This is a genomic window from Mycetohabitans endofungorum, from assembly GCF_037477895.1.
GTDB lineage: Bacteria > Pseudomonadota > Gammaproteobacteria > Burkholderiales > Burkholderiaceae > Mycetohabitans.
Map to the genome: position 1 here is coordinate 2,644,831 of NZ_CP132744.1, position 19,168 is coordinate 2,663,998.

The 19,168-nt window shown below is 61.0% G+C and carries 18 protein-coding genes and 1 pseudogene; 6 read left to right on the forward strand and 13 right to left on the reverse strand.

The annotated features are described in order from the left end of the window. Positions 1-454: 454 nt before the first annotated feature. From RA167_RS11700 to RA167_RS11720, 5 genes are all read right to left on the reverse strand, one after another. Complete coding sequence (locus tag RA167_RS11700; protein ID WP_083705997.1) at positions 455-2,908, reverse strand: fimbria/pilus outer membrane usher protein; 2,454 nt, start codon at positions 2,906-2,908, stop codon at positions 455-457. Positions 2,909-2,927: 19 nt separating this feature from the next. Next, positions 2,928-3,647, reverse strand: coding sequence for a fimbria/pilus chaperone family protein (locus tag RA167_RS11705; RefSeq protein WP_076785673.1), 720 nt, complete (start codon positions 3,645-3,647; stop codon positions 2,928-2,930). A gap of 37 nt (positions 3,648-3,684) precedes the next feature. Further along, complete coding sequence (locus tag RA167_RS11710) at positions 3,685-4,404, reverse strand: DUF1120 domain-containing protein (RefSeq protein WP_076785674.1); 720 nt, start codon at positions 4,402-4,404, stop codon at positions 3,685-3,687. Between the two features lie 167 nt (positions 4,405-4,571). After that, positions 4,572-5,522 carry a Ku protein gene (locus tag RA167_RS11715; protein WP_076785675.1) on the reverse strand — a complete coding sequence of 317 codons (951 nt, stop codon included), beginning with the start codon at positions 5,520-5,522 and terminating at the stop codon, positions 4,572-4,574. Positions 5,523-5,598: 76 nt separating this feature from the next. Beyond that, positions 5,599-5,787, reverse strand: coding sequence for a hypothetical protein (locus tag RA167_RS11720; protein ID WP_076785676.1), 189 nt, complete (start codon positions 5,785-5,787; stop codon positions 5,599-5,601). A gap of 37 nt (positions 5,788-5,824) precedes the next feature. Here RA167_RS11720 and RA167_RS11725 point away from each other — a divergent pair, with 37 nt between their 5' ends. Both RA167_RS11725 and RA167_RS15685 read left to right on the forward strand, forming a co-directional pair. Then, positions 5,825-6,589: a DUF4397 domain-containing protein gene (locus tag RA167_RS11725; RefSeq protein ID WP_076785677.1), complete on the forward strand. Its 765-nt coding sequence runs from the start codon at positions 5,825-5,827 to the stop codon at positions 6,587-6,589. A gap of 52 nt (positions 6,590-6,641) precedes the next feature. Next, a pseudogene (locus RA167_RS15685) lies at positions 6,642-6,765 on the forward strand (divalent metal cation transporter); the annotation flags it as partial. A gap of 325 nt (positions 6,766-7,090) precedes the next feature. Here RA167_RS15685 and RA167_RS11730 read toward each other — a convergent pair. Next, positions 7,091-7,393, reverse strand: a complete 303-nt coding sequence (locus RA167_RS11730) for a DUF2795 domain-containing protein (protein WP_041752974.1) — start codon at positions 7,391-7,393, stop codon at positions 7,091-7,093. 305 nt (positions 7,394-7,698) lie between these two features. Here RA167_RS11730 and RA167_RS11735 point away from each other — a divergent pair, with 305 nt between their 5' ends. The 4 genes from RA167_RS11735 to RA167_RS11750 are packed head-to-tail and all read left to right on the forward strand — an operon-like array spanning position 7,699 to position 11,682. After that, positions 7,699-9,030, forward strand: coding sequence for a glycosyltransferase family 4 protein (locus RA167_RS11735; RefSeq protein WP_076785678.1), 1,332 nt, complete (start codon positions 7,699-7,701; stop codon positions 9,028-9,030). Beyond that, complete coding sequence (locus RA167_RS11740; RefSeq protein WP_076785679.1) at positions 9,030-10,100, forward strand: UDP-glucuronic acid decarboxylase family protein; 1,071 nt, start codon at positions 9,030-9,032, stop codon at positions 10,098-10,100. The genes RA167_RS11735 and RA167_RS11740 overlap by 1 nt, the downstream gene beginning before the upstream one ends. Next, positions 10,097-10,789 carry a PIG-L deacetylase family protein gene (locus RA167_RS11745; RefSeq protein WP_076785680.1) on the forward strand — a complete coding sequence of 231 codons (693 nt, stop codon included), beginning with the start codon at positions 10,097-10,099 and terminating at the stop codon, positions 10,787-10,789. The genes RA167_RS11740 and RA167_RS11745 overlap by 4 nt, the downstream gene beginning before the upstream one ends. 8 nt (positions 10,790-10,797) lie before the next feature. Continuing rightward, positions 10,798-11,682, forward strand: a complete 885-nt coding sequence (locus RA167_RS11750) for a glycosyltransferase family 2 protein (RefSeq protein ID WP_076796809.1) — start codon at positions 10,798-10,800, stop codon at positions 11,680-11,682. A 16-nt stretch (positions 11,683-11,698) separates the two neighbouring features. Here the strand turns inward: RA167_RS11750 and RA167_RS11755 are convergent, their stop codons facing one another. From RA167_RS11755 to RA167_RS11785, 7 genes are read right to left on the reverse strand one after another with little or no spacing between them, the layout of a single operon-like run. Beyond that, on the reverse strand, positions 11,699-12,649 hold the full coding sequence (locus RA167_RS11755; protein ID WP_076785682.1) for a glycosyltransferase: 951 nt from the start codon (positions 12,647-12,649) through the stop codon (positions 11,699-11,701). Beyond that, positions 12,639-13,754 carry a glycosyltransferase family 9 protein gene (locus RA167_RS11760; protein ID WP_076785683.1) on the reverse strand — a complete coding sequence of 372 codons (1,116 nt, stop codon included), beginning with the start codon at positions 13,752-13,754 and terminating at the stop codon, positions 12,639-12,641. The genes RA167_RS11755 and RA167_RS11760 overlap by 11 nt, the downstream gene beginning before the upstream one ends. Continuing rightward, positions 13,751-14,758: a glycosyltransferase family 2 protein gene (locus RA167_RS11765; RefSeq protein ID WP_076785684.1), complete on the reverse strand. Its 1,008-nt coding sequence runs from the start codon at positions 14,756-14,758 to the stop codon at positions 13,751-13,753. The genes RA167_RS11760 and RA167_RS11765 overlap by 4 nt, the downstream gene beginning before the upstream one ends. Then, positions 14,755-16,509: a carbamoyltransferase family protein gene (locus tag RA167_RS11770; RefSeq protein WP_076785685.1), complete on the reverse strand. Its 1,755-nt coding sequence runs from the start codon at positions 16,507-16,509 to the stop codon at positions 14,755-14,757. Before RA167_RS11770 ends, RA167_RS11765 begins: the two co-directional genes overlap by 4 nt. Before the next feature lie 2 nt (positions 16,510-16,511). Further along, the gene (locus RA167_RS11775; protein WP_076785686.1) at positions 16,512-17,702 is read right to left on the reverse strand and encodes a glycosyltransferase family 9 protein; all 1,191 of its coding nucleotides are present in this window, start codon (positions 17,700-17,702) and stop codon (positions 16,512-16,514) included. Continuing rightward, on the reverse strand, positions 17,699-18,319 hold the full coding sequence (locus RA167_RS11780) for a D-glycero-alpha-D-manno-heptose-1,7-bisphosphate 7-phosphatase (RefSeq protein WP_076785687.1): 621 nt from the start codon (positions 18,317-18,319) through the stop codon (positions 17,699-17,701). The genes RA167_RS11775 and RA167_RS11780 overlap by 4 nt, the downstream gene beginning before the upstream one ends. Further along, entirely contained in the window at positions 18,310-19,059 is a 750-nt protein-coding gene (locus RA167_RS11785) for an SDR family oxidoreductase (protein ID WP_076785688.1), read from the reverse strand. Before RA167_RS11785 ends, RA167_RS11780 begins: the two co-directional genes overlap by 10 nt. Positions 19,060-19,168 lie beyond the last annotated feature (109 nt).

Consider the following 19,168-nt stretch of genomic DNA (forward strand, 5'->3'; position numbering starts at 1 on the left):
TCGTGCAGCCAACCACGCAACCGCTGCGAAGATCTGCGTCAACCAGTGCACACGAAGTGCAATTATAGGAAGAGTAGCGTGCTCGCCCAACGCCGTCCATCAGCGCGCGTCGTCAAACTTGCCTGCTTAGCCGTCCGGGCCGCTGCGCGATCAACCTCCAAGGCAGTCGACCAGCACCCGTGCTGGACAGTTATCCACTCATGGCGTTGGACAACCTCTGGATAGCCGGATGCACAGCTGTTGCGTGAAATCTGGACAATGCATTGGCAACGCAGAGCCGCAGACGCGTTATCCCACTTTTGCCTGTGCTATCCCCCGACCCCGCATAGCGTTATCAGAACAGTATCGTATTGATCCGTTAACGTGTTTTTGCAGTTATCCACAGCGTGACGCGGTTGTTGTTAACTACTATTACAGATATATATATATAAATAAAAAAATTGAAGGTAAACTGTTACCGTTCCGTTGGAACCGGAATACAGTACGCTGGCACACGCTCAAACGTGCGCTTGGGATCCGGCTCGTCAGGTAACGTGTAGGTGAGTTGGCAACGTCCACCATCCGTGAGTCGGACGGTCAAGGGTTTCTCTGGCGTAGCGAGCGGCAGGAACACCTGCTGATCGTCCAGTACGGTCGCAACCATATTGCCCATGCCATCCAGTACGGGAGTCCCGCGCTGGATCGTCGAGCCGCCCTTTGTCGATACCTCCAGCAGCGCACGGCGTACCGTCGTCACGTTGAATCGGACCTTTTGCACTGAACCTCGTGCGGGCTGCACGGCCCGGTAGCCATTGTCCACGTCGGCGTTGCGTGGCAAGCTACGTGTCGCAATCTCGACAGGCGAGGCCACGTACGCGGGCAGCGACGGCAATATCGCATGGCCAGTGCGATCCGTCTCCACGACACCCGCACGCGTGAGAATCGTCACGCCAGGCACGCCAGATGTCGATACAACACCGAACGTATCTCCGATCCGGTAAGGAGAAAATCCGAACCCGTCGCGGTGTACCGCCAATGAGCCGCTCAATGCCGCCGAGTAGGATAACGCCCGTGACGAACGCAACACACCGGCTGACATACGTGCAAAACGGTTGCCATGACTCACGTCCACGTCGACCGACGTGTCGCCGCGCGCATGGTCGCGCTGAAATGACCCGCTATAGTGCGTTCTGCTGCCCAGCGAATGGTTCATCCGCATGCCGCTCCGGAGCGCCGAGTCTGTCAGCGACGCGTGTGCGCGAACGCCAGTGCGGTCCAGTGGAACACTAACGCTCAGGTATGTCGAAGTGCGTGCCTTGCCAAAACGGGATGAATCGCATCGGGCTACCAGCCCGACCGATACGCCGGCCACTTGCATTGAAATCGCGCCATTCACGTAGCGCCCCGTCGTGCTGCCGGCAACAAATGACTGCCCGTACCCAAGAGCGACCGATCCATAGGGTGCCGCATAGTTCAACTGAACCGAATAATCCATTGCACTGCATCGCCTGCTGTTCGCTCTCGAATCAAAGAGATGGCGAAAGCCTGCACTCCGAGCGCCCGCGGATACACTGGCGGAAAAGTCGCGGCCCAGGTGGCTGCTCACACGTATGCTGGCGCGAATGCCGGAAGCGGATGCCGGTGAATGTCGTGAGGCGAGCAGTTGCGTCGCAAGCATCGGGCCACGCCGTGGCAAGACCGTCAGCGCTGCTCCCGCAGCTTGGTAATGCTGTGCCACGATCGCAGCGGCTGCCGCGCTGCTGGCCGGACCAAGCCAGCCAGCGCCTGTCAGCACGGCCCCGGGAAACGTTATCGTACGGCCGTTGAAATTGCCGAGTGCCAACGAAAATCCTGGTGCATCGACCGCGGCGCCCGCGCCAAGCGACGTAACGGGCACGACGAACTCGCGCCGAGATCCGTCCTCCTCAGTGACCGTCACGGTCAAGTCGGACATATCGCTGTACAGTTCCACGTCGTCTATCGCAAATGGGCCGGGTGGAACGAGCGTTGAATAAATCTGGCGACCGGCTTGCCGGATCACGACGCTTGCCTGTGAAGAAGCAATGCCCTCCACACGCGGTGCACGCAGTTGCGTGCGAAGCAACGCGGTGTCCGGTGTGAGCTGTGCGCCATCGAGTGGGATGCCACCGATTACCCCGTTTGACACTAGGATCTGGCCAACTTGCAGCGTCTTTTGCATATCCGGCAACGTTCGTTGCGCATACGCTCTGTCGTGGAACAAGTATCGGCGGCGCCGCGATTCGCGTAGCGACTGATGCGATCTCACGATCCAACCATAGGCATTAAAGCCGCCCTCCGAGCGCACGTTGAAGTTGCGGCTTGTCCCGGTCGGGTGACGCCACTGAGACAGATAAGCGTCGTAATTGAACAGGCCTGCGACACCGCCGTCATCAAACTGTTTCGGTACGCGCGTTCGGCGACGAACCGCCTGTGGCGGCACAATCAACTCGATGCGGGATGCATGCGGAATCAGTTTTATCAAGGTCTGCGCAAATGCAGCTTGATAGTCGACGCACGGTGACGAATGGGACGCCCCGTGGCTAGAGCTCGCGTCGGCCGGGCTCGCCAATCCCGCAGGAACGTTCAAGCTGGCGCGCTCGAGCAGTTCACGCGTTACGCACAGGCTGCCATCCGGCTTGAAATACGCTTGGATTTCTCCTCGTGATGCGCCGTTTACCCAAAGCGATACGCGGTTGTAACCGGGATCGAAGCGGGCGCCACGTTCATAGTAGTTCGCAAGTTCCACCGGCAGACCGCGAGCGCGCAGCCTATCCAGGTCAAATTTGACTTCACTATCGGTGGCCCACGCAGCGGCGCTCGCGCTCGTGATGCTGACATACAGCAATACAGCGGGGGCGCATCGCACACCCGGCCAAGCGTGCCCTGTGGCGGTGTTACGGTGCTGCACGATGGGTCCCCGCCCAGGCTTAGTGCGAGGCCGTCACTTGCAGATCATATGCACTGGCTGTATAGCCGTAGCGCGTCATCGGGAATAAACGAATCGTCTTAGTGCCGGCTTGCCTCGCCTCACCGACCCGGACTTGTTCGCCGGGCAGAATATAGCGACGGGATAACGTAACCGTGGTCTTGCGCGGCAGAAGCTGGGCACGCTGTTCCAGTCGTACGACATAGTTAGACGGGTTCGATAAAGTCACCATGCCGTCCCGGACCTGTGCCGTTAATCGTTTCCACGGTTCCTTGTCTACGGGCAAAGCTGCCGGCTTGACAATGACCGGAAGGTCTTGCCGCACGATCAAATCGACTGCATTATGGCTGGATAGTTCGGGTGGCAGCCCCTCGAATACGACCCGTTTCATCCGCTCGCATTTTAGTGGCTCCTTGTTGATCAACATGAAGCGAACCAGCTGGGACTCACCCGGCTCAAGTCTGGCCGCCAAAGGTGTGGCCACGATTAGCCTGTCAGGGTCCTCTTTTGTATCGATGATGGCCGTGTGCAAGATAATCGGATGAGCATCGGCGTTGCGCACTTTGATCGCCGCCTCGCCGCTATTTTCGTCGATCAGTACAGCTGAGGTCTCCGGCACGACACCGACTGCGGCGGCATAATGCGGCCCCATTCCGAGATAGGCACATACAAGCGCCTGGATCGCGCATACTACTGCGCGCCAATACTTCAGTACGTTCAATTTGAAATTCCGTCTAGACAACACTGCTTGATGCGAGTTAATACGTTAGCGTAATGGTGGTTTTTCCTTCAAAATCGATAGTATCGGTGAGGTTCAACTGACCGGTCGGTATAATGTAAGGTATGATTTTTAGTGTTGCATCAAAAAGCATACCATTGACAGGACTAATCCCATCCGAGGACCATGTCAACTCATCAAATGGGCCGTTAAGTAGTCGAGAGTCGCCCGTACCGTTATCGAACGCTTCCCACCCTTCCATCCCTTGTTTTCTTCCCAAAGGTTCCGCATCACCTTCGCCCCGTTCGTCCGCGTATCGCATATCATGCAACTCGATTGCGTATACGCCAATCGGTTTGCCATTGGAAGCGAGCGTACCTCTTAGGGACCCAAGTCTTTCACTTAGCGTTGCCGTTGCATTGTCGAGTAGCGTACCGCCTATCGCGAACGGATTAGCAACACCTATATCATCGCTCGATCGGATCGCTATCGACGTAGGCGCGGTGCATTGGATACCAATTTTGACGTCCTGCGGTTCCAATCGCGTCACCATATTTCTCTCCAGATGAAGTGAATCCAAGGTCCCGAGGTTGACTCGCGAAGGGGACAGTTCAGCTATTTCACATGCGCCGGGGTTGATCTTTCCAGTTATAATAAGCTGTTTTTCTTGTTGCCCCTTTTTTTCTGGGCTGGCGAATATTTTGGAAGAACTGCTAAACAACAAAACCAAAAATATAGCGTACGCGATCGGTGATCTCATAAATGCTGTGCGATTAAATGCGTTGCTTACGCGGGTGGCGTTGGCGGACCAGAATTATAGTGGTCAACGCCCATCAATTGTGTCACAAAATACGAGATGATCCGTTGTGATACGAAGCACTGCGTTATGATCTTCGTCCATAACAAGACAAAACGCTTTTACCCCTATCACGCGGCGCGGCGCTTGCCCGGAGAAGTTTTTTTGGATACTGCCGCAGTTTTCGCTCCGCCCTTGCCCGCTTTCGTAACGGGCCCCTTGCGGGCAGTCGTTTTTTTCCGCTTGTCGGCACCGGCCATATCCTCGTCGATGCTCGATCCATCCTTGCGCTGCCCAAGACTGAGCCGCAACAGCTCAGATAAGTCAACCACATCGGCGGCCCGCCTTTTTGCCGAGCTCTCAATACTTGGGATTTTTTTCGTCTTGTCCGCTCGGATCTTCTTTTCAACCAACGCCAGGATGTCGTCCCGGAACGTATCGTGGTAGTCCTCGGGTTTCCATTCGCCGCTCATGTCATCAATGAGCTTCTTGGCCATCTCCAGCTCACGAGCCGTGACGCCAGCCCTCCTCGCGTCGACTTCCGGCAGCGGGAGTTCAGCCAACGCCCGTAGTTCATCCTTCCAGCGCAACGTGTCCAGCGCGAGCAACGGACCCACCGGAATCAGTGCGCCAAGGTGTTGGCGGCCATGCATCACGACCAACGCGATACCGATTTTACCGGTCGCTTTCAACGCGTCGCGAAGCAACGCGTAGACCTTTTCGCCCTTCCGATCCGGCACGAGATAGTACGGCGTATCAACGTACAGAAACGACACGGCCTTCGAATCGACAAAGGTCAAGATATCGACCGTCTGCGTCGAGTCTGGATTGGCCGCGCGGATCTCCTCGTCGGTCAGTACCACATAGCGCTCTTTGTCGTACTCATAGCCGCGCACGATATCCTCGCGCGACACTTCCTTTCCTGTGCGCTTGTTGACCTGCCGATAGCCGATCGGATCCATCGAATGCTTGTCCAGCATCCGGAACGATGGCTTCACCGTCCGGGTGGCCGGATATAGCTGCACCGGTACATGCACGAGGCCAAAACTGATCGCGCCTTTCCAAATCATTCGTGACGCCATGGAGCCTCCTTCGTGTGATCCTGCGGCGCACGCGCGCCGTATTGTCGGCTTATCGCCGCTTGCCGTAGCGTTCCGGTTATGCAAGCTGCGTACCAGCCGGACCAGCTGCGTAGCCCACGTCGTCCGGGAACAACACTTGCTCTTTCGAAACGCCCCCGATATGTCCGTTGAACAATACGATGAGGCCATTGTTGAAATACCAGACCAAAGCCATATACGAATGCGATGTCAAGCAAAACACCGTTGCCACAACCGAATTCAGCATTCGTTCGCTTTGTTCTACCGATAACTAAGAGGATGTTATGAAATCAATCCGTACCGTTGCGACGTTGACCCTGGCCACGCTGATGTTGGGCGCGTGTAGTGGGGGAGGAAAGGACCTCGGCACCGAACTCGGGCTGAGTTCTCCGCAGGCAAGGTTCATCAATGCCGTTCCGATTAGCCCGAATCTGGATTACTACCTAAACGGGCAAGCGAACGCGACCGACGTACAGTACAAGGGCGTCACGCGTTATCGCGATGTCGGCGCAGGCACCCAGACCGCCACCTACAATGCAACCGGCACGTCTTTGACGCTGGCCTCACAGGCATTCAATGCAGCCAAAGGACACCATTACACGACTATTGCAATCCAGGGTTCGCCATCCGCGGTCTCCGTGATCGACGATCCGTATGACAAGGGCTTGCTCTCGGACAAGGCACGCGTACGGGGATTCAATGCGTCGTTTAACGCGCCAAACGTGGACATCTACGTCGTGGCGCCCGGTACCGACATCTCCAGCGTGACACCCACGGTGTCCTCCATCGCCTATCAGCATGCGGTACCCGAATCCGGTCAAGATTCAGTGTACCTATCCGGTGGCACGTATCAGGTCATCGTCACTCATGCCGGCACGAAGACGCCGATTCTGACGAGCGCGCCGGTCAGCTTAGCTAACAACGCCGATTGGCTCGTCTTGACGATCCCGTCGGGCGGCATTGGCGACATCGTACCCGGCAATATTCATGTCCTGGTCGCCCAGGGCAACGAGGCCGATACGTCCGCCCAGGAACTGACGCCTCAATAAAGGAAGCGACACGCTTGCCCGGCTCGATCATTCACCCTATTGCATCGACGGGCAAGACGCCAACTTGCTGCGGCCAATCGCTGGCGAGGCCGCTTTGCTGCTGTTCTCAGCGAGCATCATCGGTTGCGAGATGCTCGCCATCTCTCATCTTTGCGGGCAGCGCCGTCTATATCTGTGTTAGGCCGCCGTCCTCAATGACGTCGGTGTAGTTCCGGTACTGGGGTGACGTCAGCGCAGCTCCGGTGCTGGCACTGGGTGACGTCGACGCAGTTCCGATGCTGGTGCTGGTGACGCGATTGGCCTCGCGCGTCGCATGGCGGGCGCGTTAACTAGCGGTATTGTAATCAAGGCTTGGGTGAAGTGTTACCGTGCTGATGACGGTGACCGTAGCGGGGATGTCGCCAATATAAGGCAGTAACGGCAGTAACAAGATCGGGCCCCGGCGCCGCCAACGCCACGCTGCGCCGCCGGTCATGGTCATGCTCACGCGGCACGCGCGGATTACATCAATTTTCCGACTTCCTTGGATACCGAAGCCGGGGTGCCATACTCTCGCTCCGGAATACGCTTGAGCATCTCTAGCACGCTGTCGTCGGCATGCGAGCGTTGCGCGCATTGAATGACATCTTCCTTGCTGGCCGGGTAGTCCATGCCCTTGAGCGCCTTCTGGATATCAACCGGGCTTGGCGCCTTGCCATGCCCGCTCTGGTGACCGCCCTTATCATGGTCTTGCTGGACGCGGTCACCTTCATGCGCCCGCGCGTGGCTCAATTCGTGACCGGTGTGAGGATGACGGGAAGTCATAACGATCTCCTTTAAAAGCCAATGACACATAAGGGGCGCGGCAGGCTTGCACGCGCCGCGTGATCATCGCGCCGCAAACTGCGTTCCCCGTAGCACATTCCCACACTGCTGCACCGCCGAGCAACGCGCAGCGGCGATACTCAGATGGTGTCACGCGGTTGTAACTTTTTCGAACTTCGCTAAGGCTTGCCCTGATTCGGCGCGCTGCAATGCGGGTGACAGGGTCCGATCGACGCGCGGGTACATCGCTTGCATAGTGCACCCGAGAAAGGCACCGCTGCCTTCATCAACCGGGAGCAGTCACTATGCAAAAAAAAATCGCCCTGATCAGCGAGCATGCCTCGCCGTTGGGTGTGATCGGCGGCGTCGACTCAGGCGGCCAGAACATCTACGTGGCTAATGTGGCCAAGCAATTGGCATTGCGCGGTTGGCACGTTGACGTCTTTACCCGCCGTGACAATCCTCACTTGCCGGAGGTGATGCGCATAGGTCCCAGGATGCAGGTCATCCATGTGCCCGCGGGACCACCCAACGACATGCCGAAAGAAGCGATGCTGCCGTACATGGCGTGCTTTGCCGACTTCCTCATCGACTATTTCAGACGGCAACCCGTGCCCTACGACGTGATGCACGCGAACTTCTTCATGTCGGGTCAGGCGGCGCTGTGCGTGAAGCAACAGCTCGGTGTCCCGCTGGTTACCACTTTTCATGCGCTAGGTCGAGTACGCCGGCAGCATCAAGGCATGGCCGACGCGTTTCCGGACGAGCGTTTTGCGATAGAAGATAAGCTGGTGCAGTGCTCGGATCGGGTGATCGCTGAATGCCCGCAAGACCAGATCGACCTGACGACGTTGTATCCGGGTGACCCGCGACGCATCCGGGTCATTCCATGCGGCTTTGACAGCGATGAATTTCAACCGGTACCGAGGCTCGAGGCCCGCGCGCGACTCGGATGGCGCCCGGACGAGTTCGCCATATTACAGTTGGGACGGCTAGTGCCGCGCAAAGGCGTAGACAACGTGATCGAAGCGCTTGCCCACTTGCCGGCACACCCTGCTCAGCCTACGCGGCTGTATGTGGTCGGGGGCGACGACTATACGCCTGACCCGGAACGCTGTCCCGAATTGGCGCGGCTGATGCGCGTCGCCCAGCAGGCGGGCGTTGCCGAGCGCGTGACGTTTGTCGGCCGCCGCGACCGGGATGTGCTGCGACTGTTCTACAGTGCGGCCGATGTATTTGTGACCACGCCATGGTACGAACCTTTTGGCATCACCCCAGTGGAGGCGATGGCCTGCGCCACGCCGGTGATCGGTAGCGATGTCGGTGGCATCCGCAGCACCGTTGTGGATGGTGTAACGGGCTACTTGGTGCCGCCGCGCGAGCCCGCGGCGCTGGCCCGTAAATTGGTGGCGCTGCGCAGCGATCCGCAACAGGCGGTGGCAATGGGCCTGGCGGGCCGCCAGCGCGTGCAGCGTGACTATACGTGGGATAGCGTCGCCGCACGATTGGCTCAAGTCTATGACGAGTTGTGCGACACAACGCGGCGGCCCGCGTGCGCGGGTGCCTCGCTGGGGGGCAGTCGGCGCTCGCCCATCATGCCGGTAACCGCCACCCCGAACCAGAAGGAGAATGGGTAATGAAAGAATATGGCCGCAAGCGGATTTTGGTCACCGGTGGCGCCGGCTTTCTTGGCTCACACTTATGCGAGCGCTTGGTGACGGCTGGCCACGACGTGCTATGCGTGGACAACTTTTATACCGGCACCAAGGACAACATTGCCCATCTACTCGATGCGCCGAATTTTGAGATGATGCGTCACGATGTGACGTTTCCGTTGTATGTCGAGGTCGACGAAATCTATAATCTCGCGTGTCCCGCCTCCCCAATCCACTATCAGCAGGACCCGGTTCAAACCACTAAGACCAGCGTGCACGGTGCGATCAACTTGCTCGGGCTAGCTAAGCGCGTGAAGGCGCGGATCCTGCAAGCGTCGACCAGCGAGGTCTATGGCGACCCGTCGGTGCATCCGCAGCATGAGCAGTATTGGGGCAATGTCAATCCGATTGGGGTGCGTTCATGCTATGACGAAGGCAAGCGGTGCGCCGAGACCCTGTTCGCCGATTATTATCGGCAGCATCGCGTTGATATCCGCATTGCGCGGATCTTCAATACGTACGGTCCCCGCATGCATCCGGCCGACGGACGCGTGGTATCCAATTTCATCACTCAGGCGCTTGCGGGTGAAGCGCTGACCGTCTACGGTGATGGAACTCAGACGCGCTCGTTCTGCTACGTGGACGACCTGGTCGACGGCTTGATCCGCTTGATGGAGGCACCGAGTCCATTTGCGGAGCCAGTTAATCTGGGCAACGCCGCCGAAGTGACGATCGGCGAGATCGCTCGCGAGGTCATCCGCGTGACCGGGGCCCGTGTGCCAATCCGATATGCGTCGCTACCGGCGGACGACCCGCGGCAACGTTGTCCGGACCTGACGCTGGCCGCCCAGCGCCTCGGCTGGTCGCCGGCCACGACGCTGGCGGACGGACTCGCGCGCACTGTGCGCTATTTCGTCCAACGTGCCGCGCCGAACGTTCATCGGCCCCCTGGCGGTCCGAATGGTGTCCCTGCCGACGCGCGGCGTGCGGTGTCCGCCGCGCATGCTCATGCTGGGCAGGCCGGCGAACTGGCGCAGCAGGTGCAGGCATGACTACACGTTGGCTCGTCATTTCGCCGCATCTGGACGACGCAGTGTTCGGCTGCGGTCGGTTACTTGCCCAAGCGCCCGGCTCGATTGTCGCGACCGTCTTTGCCGGCATACCGCCCCGCGCGATGCCGACGCCACCATGGGACCGCGACGCAGGCTTCGCTTCTGCGCACGAAGCGATGCAGGCCCGTCGCGTCGAAGACCGGCATGCCCTGTCGATCCTTCGGGCCGAACCTCATTGGCTAGATTTCCTGGATGATCAGTACGGATGCACCGTATCTGACGATGCGTTGCTTGACGCGCTTCGCTCGCTGCTGGATACGCATGCGCAGATGGGAGTGCTGGCGCCGGCCGGCTTGTTTCACCGCGACCACCTCCGGGTGCAGCACGCGATGCTGGCGCTGCTTGGCGAGCAATCTGCCACCCGACGTTGGTTCTTTTACGAGGATGCACTGTATCGGCGCAAGGAGGGCCTGATGAAACAACGGCTGGCTCACTGGAAGGCACAAGGTTGGACAGCGCAACCGGCGGCATTGGTGGACGAGGACACAACCGACGGCAGCGCGCTCGCGAAAGCTAAGGCCGTGCGGGCGTACCGGAGCCAGGTCGCGCTGTTCAGGCCCGATACGCTGCTCGACCTCGAGCGCGCGGAGTGTTACTGGCAGTTGCAACGTGTTCCTACGGCATCATGAGCGCGTCGATGGCCAGTCCGCACCACGAGGATCGCATTACGGTCATCGTGCTCACGTACCGGCGACGCGACGAGTTGGCTCGGACGTTGACTCGCCTGACTGCGCTGCCCGAGCGCGTGCCAATCATCGTAGTCGACAACGATTCGCGTGATGGTACCGCGCAAGAGGTCGCGCAGCGCTTTGCGCATGTCACGCTGATCCAGGCGCCAAGCAATCTCGGCGCTGCTGGCCGTAATCTCGGCGCGGCCGCCGCGCGTACCCGCTACATTGCTTTTTGTGACGATGACACGTGGTGGGAGCCCGGCTCGCTATCACTGGCCGCCGATCTGCTGGACGCCCATCCACAAGTCGGTTCCCTGACCGCTCGCGTGCTGGTCGGCCCACAGCGTCGCGAGGATCCAGTCTGCGAGCTGATGCGAACTAGTCCGATTACGCCACCTTGCGCCCTTCCCGGCCCACCGATCCTAGGTTTGCTTGCAGGGGCTACCGCTTTTCGTACCGACGCGTTCCTGGCTGCCGGCGGATACCATCCACGCTTATTCATTGGCGGTGAAGAAGCGGTGTTGGCGCTCGATTTGGCCAGTGCCGGATGGTCGCTCGTGTACGCCCCGCAATTGACCGTGTGCCACTATCCGTCGCCGGTCCGCGACGCAGGCCGGCGGCGCAGCCTGCTGGCGCGCAACGCCGTATGGGCCGCTTGGCTGCGTCTTCCGGCCGGCGCCGCGTTGCAGCGCACGCTGCAATTGGCGCCGCGCGTATGGCAGGAAGGCGGCCTAACGGGCTGGTGGCAGGCGCTGCGCGGGCTCGGATGGGTGCTCAGCGAGCGCCGCGTGATCCCGCCGTACGTTGATCAGATGCGCCGCTGCGTCGAGGCGGCCGAAGCCGGCGGATAGCGGCAGGTCATCCGCTTCACGCGGCGACGTCGCGCAATGCGCGATCCCAGTCGGCGGCAAATCGTGCGATGTTGAACCGTTCCTGCGCATCGCGCCGTGCGGCGTCGCCCCACTGGCGGGCCAGCGTCGGGTCTTTGAGCAAGTGGTGCATCGTGTCGACCAATACGGCGGGCCGCGTATCGGCCATGCCGTTGTGGCCACTGCGCACAACCTGCGCCATCTCGGTTGTTGCCAGCGCAACGATTGGCGACCCGAGCATCATCGCTTCGACCACTGCTAGGCCCAGGCTCGTATAGCGGATCGGGTTGAAGAAGAAACGATAATCCGCAACGAAGCCAGGCAATGCTAAGTTCGGGATTTCGCCGATGCCCCCCAGTTCGGTGGACCCCATCCCGACCAAATCCAATGGCACCGCCTCGCGTACCGCTTCGAATATATCTGCGCCCAGGCGTCGGCCGCGCTTGCGCAGATGATTGACGACCGTCACGCCCTTGGCCAGCGTGCCGCGATACGCAACACCGTCCGGCAGCAGCACACCGTGCTCAATCACGCGTGTGGGTGTCACGCCGTTGTCCCACATCAGCGCATTGAACGGCGTGACGTGCACCAGCAACACATTCGGATCCTGAACCGGATGCAATGTATCGGTCGGATGCTCTCGCGGTGGGTCGTGTTCGACAAAAAGCGCGGGCAATTGCCGCTGTGCTTCGCTGAGTGCGTGTTGCCGGTCTTCGGCATAGTGCTTATGGTGCTGGTACAGCACGCAGTCGAACGAAGCCGCGCGCACCTGATCGTACGGCACCTCGTGCATATTGGGGCCCCACGGCAGGTTTCCTGCGCAGCCGCCATAGCCGGGCGGCGAGCCAGGCTTAGTCACGACATAGAAGTCGTGCGGCGTCTGCGACAAATAATAGAGGTAATTTCCGTGAACGTGCCAAGTGAGAACCCGCAAACGTTTATGCGGCATGGTAAGCCTCCGATTCGAGCATCTGCTCAAGTTGATGCGTAACATCCCGTACGTCGATCGCTGTCGCGCATGCATGCTGGTACGGACAAACGTCGAACATGCACGGCCTGCATGGCGGATAGTTAGCCAATACACGATGGCGTTCCCGATCCAGCGGCGCCCATCGGGCGACATCGCTGCCGCAGGCGATCACCACACTGGGCGTGCGCAATGCCGCTGCAATATGTGACACCCCGGTGTCATTGCATACGAGCATCTTGCTTCGCCCGATCAAGGCGGCCATTACGCCGAGTGACGTACGCCCACACAAATTGACATACGGCACATCGAGCCGGCGGGTCAGTTCGTCGGCGAGCGTTGCCTCGGATGCCGTACCGGTCACGACGATGCGCATGCCGCGTCGCGACAGCCAGTTGGCCACCGACGCAAACCGCTGTGCCGGCCATCGCCGGGATGGCATGCGCGCTCCGGGATGAAAGACCGCGAACTGTTGTGGCGGCAATTCGTGCTGCTCGCAAAGCGCACGGCATGCCGCATGGTCGAGCCGGGTCAGCGGAAACTCCAGGTGTTCGCCCCCATCACCATAGCCCAGTGCCTGCATGAGCCGTGTATAGCGTACGATCTCGGGGACCGACTCAGGCCACGGGATCGTCTTGTCGAGCGGGTATGCCGTGCCGCCCGCTGCCCCGTCGCCGGGCGCCGGCATGAATCCGGCCGTTTGGACTGCGCCGAGCTGCGCGACGATACGGTTGGTATGCGTGCCGCTACCATGCAATTGGATCGCCAGATCAAAACGTCGGGCGCGGCATTGCTCAAAGAACGCTGCAAGGCGCGCCGCATCGGCGGGCTGCTCAGCTAATCCGGGCGCGCCCGGAAACGGCACGAAGTCATCGATGTACTCAGCAAAGCGCTGTGCGAATTGCTTCGCCCACGGCAAGCCGATCAGCGTGATCTTGGCGTGGGGCTCGCCACGCCGCAGCGCACGCAGCGCGGGCACAGCACACAGCATGTCACCCAGCTGCAACGCGCGAAATACCGCTATGCTCGCGTGTCCGGCAGGCTCGCGCCTTGCCTCGCCGACTTGTTTCACTGTATTGGGTGTCATAGGAAAAGCACCTTGAAGTGAAGCGCGCCGCGCAGCCGCCAATACAGCGATACGGGCGGGATTGCAATTGACGTGACGATCATTTCGGCAATATGGGAGGCAGCGCGTGAGGTGCCGCGCAACCGCCGCCAGCAAAACCAGATGGTCACCGCTGCCCAGATGCCCAGCGCCACGCTGCCCGCGCCACGCTGCCCGGCGCCCAGCAATACCGCAGCCGAGAGCAACGCTGCTACGGCGATGTAGTAATGCCAGGGTGGCACCCGACGGATATGCTGGCGGTACACGCGCCGATGCTTCTTGTAGAGCAACGCATCGAAGAACACTTTGGACTGCTGGCCAATGCTTACGCCCCAATGGGCTGGGCGCACCGGATGCAGAACCCGAGCCTGCGGTGCGTTGATAATGGGCCCGACGTGCTCTCGCAGCATGAACATCAGGTCAGCGTCCTCGCGCCAAGCGCGAGTAAAGCGCTCATCGAAGCCGCCGACCTGCACGAGCGCGTCACGGCGCACGAAGCAGTTCGCCGTCGCGAATTCGGCGTGCGCCAAGCCGCTGGCGTCGCGCTCGTAATCGGTCGGCGCGTCATCCAGCGGCACTTCGATGCGCCCCGCAACTGCGCAAGCCGTCGGATCGCGCGCCAGCGCATCGCACCCTTCCCGCAGCCACATCGGATCGGCCATCGTATCGTCGTCGGTAAACGCGATGATCGCTCCTTGCGCGCTGTACCAGCCCGCGTTACGCGCGCCCGCTGGGCCGCGGGTGCGCCAGGCCGGAATGTAACGCACGCGTGGCATGCCGCTGCTGCGCTGTGCGAACGCGTGAACCACGCTCTTTGCGCTGTGACGCGCGCGGTCGTCATCGACCACAAGTATTTCGAAGGCGCTCGGATCAAACACCTGTGCACACAGCGCGTCCAGGCACCGTGCCAGCAGATCGGGGCGTCGATAGGTGGGCACCACCACCGACACCATGATCCGCGTTGCCGTGTCCGGGACGTCGGTCATCGGTGTTTCTCCAACAGAAACGGGCCGATCACCAGCGCGTCGAGCGGCGAGGTCCAGAAGCACTCTAGCGCGTCGCGTGGCGAGCATACGATCGGCTTGCCGCGCGTATTGAACGACGTGTTCACTAACACCGGCACACCGGTCAACCGGTCGAATGCTGTTAGCAGCTTGTGATAGAGCGGGTGCTGATCCGCGTTCACCGTTTGAACCCGCGCTGTGCCATCGACGTGGCGTACCGCCGGAATAGCCTCTTCCCGGCCAGGCGCCACGTTGTACACGAACAACATGAACGGGGCATGCAGCCGACCTGGCTTGCGTGCGGTAAACCATTCGTGCGCTTTTTCCTCCAGTACAGCGGGCGCTACCGGACGGAAATCCTCGCGATCCTTGATGCGGTTCAGGCGCTGCTGCATGCCGGGGTCGATCGGTGAAGCCAATATTGAGCGGGCGCCCAACGCTCGCGGACCAAACTCCATGCGTCCCTGGAACCATCCAATGATCCGGTTGTCGGCCAGCAATGCGGCGGTGTCGGCTGCCACATCGTTCAGCCGTCGGTAGGGTAGTTGCGCCTCATCCAGCAATGCTTGGATGGTCGCCTCGTCGTACGCCGGACCGAGGTAAGCGTGGTCCATCGCTTTGCCGTCGCGCACGCCGCGCTGCTGGAAATCCGTCCACAGCGCGGCGCCCAACGCCGTGCCGGCATCGCCCGCGGCGGGCTGGACCCATACGTCGTCGAAGTATCCGCTGTCGCGGACCTTGGCGTTCATGACACAATTGAGCGCCACACCGCCTGCCATCGCAAGCTGCTTTTCGCCCGTGGTGTGCGCGAGCCACTGCACCATGTGCAGCACGACTTCTTCTAGCATTGCCTGCAGCGAATGGGCGATGTCATAGTGCCGCTGCTCGAGCGGGCCGCCGCGCTCGCGAGCTGGCCCAAACAGCGAGACAAGGTCAATACTTTCGACTTCGTAGTCGCCATTGTCGACATAGCGCACCAGGCGGCGCATCGCGTCCATGTAGGCCGGTTTGCCGAACGACGCGAGCGCCATCACTTTGTACTCGTCCGACGAGTGCAGGAAGCCGAGATAGCGCGTCACTCGCTCGTAAAGCAATCCCAACGAATTGGGCAGATTGACCTGTTTGATGCGTCGATACTGGTGTCCGTCGAATACGCCGTAGCTGGTGGTGGCTTTTTCGCCCCGGCCATCCATTGTCAGCACCGCGCAGCGCTGGAACGGTGCCGCCAGGAACGCACTCGCCTCGTGCGACAAATGGTGTTCGACACAATGCCATTCGAAGGGTCCATCCGGCGTCACGCCGCGCCAACGCTTCTGCAAATGGTGCGGCACTCCGTCGGCTAGTTGCCGCGGCGCGTTGACAACGTAGGATAGGAACAGCGGATCCCACGGCGATACGTGTCCACTTGCCTTGCGATGGGCGGACGGGGATAAAGGCAACGTAAACACCGGCTCTTGTTGCCCGCGATCGATTTGCAGCCAAGGGTCATAGGAATACGCAACGTGGTGCACGTCGCGCAATAAGATGCCCGCTTCCGACAGGCAGTAGTCGATCGCGTGATACGGCAATTCCCATGTCGAGAACGGCACCGGCCGCTTGCCATGCTTAATGTGCGTGAAGCGCTCCTCCTCGGCGGCGGCGACCACCACGCCGTCGCGCACCAGGCACGCGGCGCTGTCGTGAAATGCGGCATTGATCCCCAGGGTATAAAGTGGAGTACGGGTGTCTGGCATGGTCAGGCTCTCGCTATCGCGGTTGCGATTGGAATTACGTTGGCAGGGGACGGACTGCCCAGCTGCCAATAGCACGTGGTCCAGCGCTCGGCCTGGGCAGCATCGTGTCCGTCCAGCAAGCTGCGCGCAGCCGCGACGACCTCATCGACCCCCACGCCAGTCAGGCACGGGTGTCCCGGTTCGCTGCACTCGCTGCGGTAGCAGTATTTGCACGGAACGTCGGTGGACAATACGCGGTGCGGCACGCGCCATGGCGTATGTTGCGGGTTGGTCAACGCATAGAGATCGACGACTGGCGTGCCGACGGCCGCGGCAAGATGCGCCGGCCCGCTGTTGTTGGTAATCAACACATCCGCTGCGCCGACCAACGCGCCCATCTCGCCCAGCGACAACCGGCCGGCCAGCGGCACCGCGCGCTTGCCGACACGTGCGCATACCGCGTCGACTAACGCGGATTCCGCCGCGCTGCCGGTCACCGCAACCGCGTCGAACTGCGGGGCGAGTTGCGCAGCCACTTCGCCGAAGCGCTCCGCTGGCCACCGTCGCGACGGCGCGCTGGCTCCGGGGTGAACCACCAGCCAGCGTCCGTGGCCAAGCTGCGCGAACGGCGCGCCTTGCCGGCGCCGGGCGGCTTGCAGCCGACGCTGCAATGACCGTCGGTCTTGTTCGCTGTAGGCAAATTCCATTTGCCAATTGGTTGTCGTCGCACCGATTGAGCGGACCAGTTCGAGTTGCCGGACCACTTCGTGGCGAACGCGCTGGTGCGGCTCGGTTTCCGCAACGCGGTCAGTCAACAAGCGGTACGGATTCTCGCGGCAGTGCGCCAGACGCAGCGGAATCCCCGCCAGCCAGCACATCATCGCGGCCGGCAAAGGGCTTTGGCTGTAGACCGTGAAGATGACCGCGGCATCAAACCGACCGGCTGCCAGTCGCTCGATCATCGCGAAGTCCGGCGCTGCGTCCGGCGACGCGCTCGGGTGCTTGACCCATGGTGCGTCGTATCCCCACACCTGGTCGACCATCGGCAGGTGCCCATCCAGCGCGGTGCCGACGCTGGAGGTGAGCAGCGTTAGATGACGACGGCCGTCATCACCCTTCAGCGCGCGCAGCGCAGGCGTAGTCATCAGCACGTCGCCCATGTTGTCGAGCCGGACACACAGGATGCGTCGCGCGTTGTTCCAGCCTGTGCTCATGTTGCCGCCTCCTGTCCGATTCTCTCAACGGGCGTGCCGTTGCACTGCGCGGCGATAATGTGGGCCGCGGCGTCGAGCCGCTCGACCACGAAGTCCGGCTCACGCTGTGGGCCGTGCCGCCATTCGGTTTCGTTGCCGCAATCGACTAGGATCGTGCGACAACCTGCACCACGGCCCGCTTCGATATCGTCGAGGATGTCCCCGACCATCCAACTGTATTGCGGCGCGGCGTCCAGGAACGCGAGGGCCTGCGTCAGCAACGCCGATCGCGGCTTGCGGCAATCGCATTCGATCGCGTAGTGCGCCACCGCCCCACTTGGATGGTGCGGGCAATAAAAGAACTCCGCGAGCACTGCACCGTGCTCGCGAAACAGCGCGCAAAGCCGCTCACGCACGGCGCACAGCGCCGCCTCGGGAAAACAGCCAAGCGCCACACCGGGCTGGTTCGACACCACCGCGAGTGGTATGCCCAATGCGCCAAGCTGGCGCAGTGCTTGTGCGGCGCCTGGCGTCAGTACCATGCGCGCCGGGTCGACGTTGTAGGGCACATTCTTCAGCAGTGTGCCGTCCTTGTCCAACAGCACGGCGCCGCGGCTGGCTCCGCGCGTTACGGCCATGATGTTTCCTTCATCGGCAGCACCGTGACTTCAGGGATCACCGTGCCGAGCGGCTGCGTCAACACGAACCGTACGGCCGCGGCCACATTTTGGGGAGGCTGCAGCGTATCGACGTCGATATCGGGAAAACGGTCCAGCAAGAACGGAGTGCGCATGCCGCCGGCCACAATGGCCGACACGCGCACGCCAGCCGAACGCAACTCTGCATGCATCGCATGAGAGAAGCCCAGCAGTCCCCACTTAGTCGCGTGGTAGGCGGAGGCATTTGGCCATGCGCGCTTTGAAGCGGTTGATGCGATGTTGACGATATGGCCGTCGCCTCGGGCCTTCATCATCGGCACGACCGCCCGGCATATCAGGTAGGGGCCGAATAGGTTCGTCATCAGCACGCGCTGCCAGGCGGCGACGTCAACGTCTTCGATCGCGGCCGTCACATCAATCGCTGCGTTGTTCACGACCACATCGAGCTCGCCCACCGACTCGTGTATCGCGTGCATCGCCTGTTGCACCGACGCCTCGTCGCTGACGTCGATCCGCTGCCACACGACCTTGACGCCGTGCTGGCCTAACTCAGCCGCGGTTGCACGCGCCTGGTCCTCATGAAGATCGGCCACGACGATATTCATGCCGGCGCGTGCCAACTCGTCGCATATCGCCGCACCGAGGCCACGGGCGCCTCCGGTGATTAACGCTGTCTTGCCGGTGAGAATCGGGTTCGTTAAGTCTGCAGTCTGTGCCACGTTCGCTCCTTCAGTGAGTCAGACGTTTGTCAAGACAAACGTTCTGGCTCCTGTTGAGCGAATGGCGTGCCCGCCCCTAACCCAATGCGCCCACAGACGACCAAGCGCA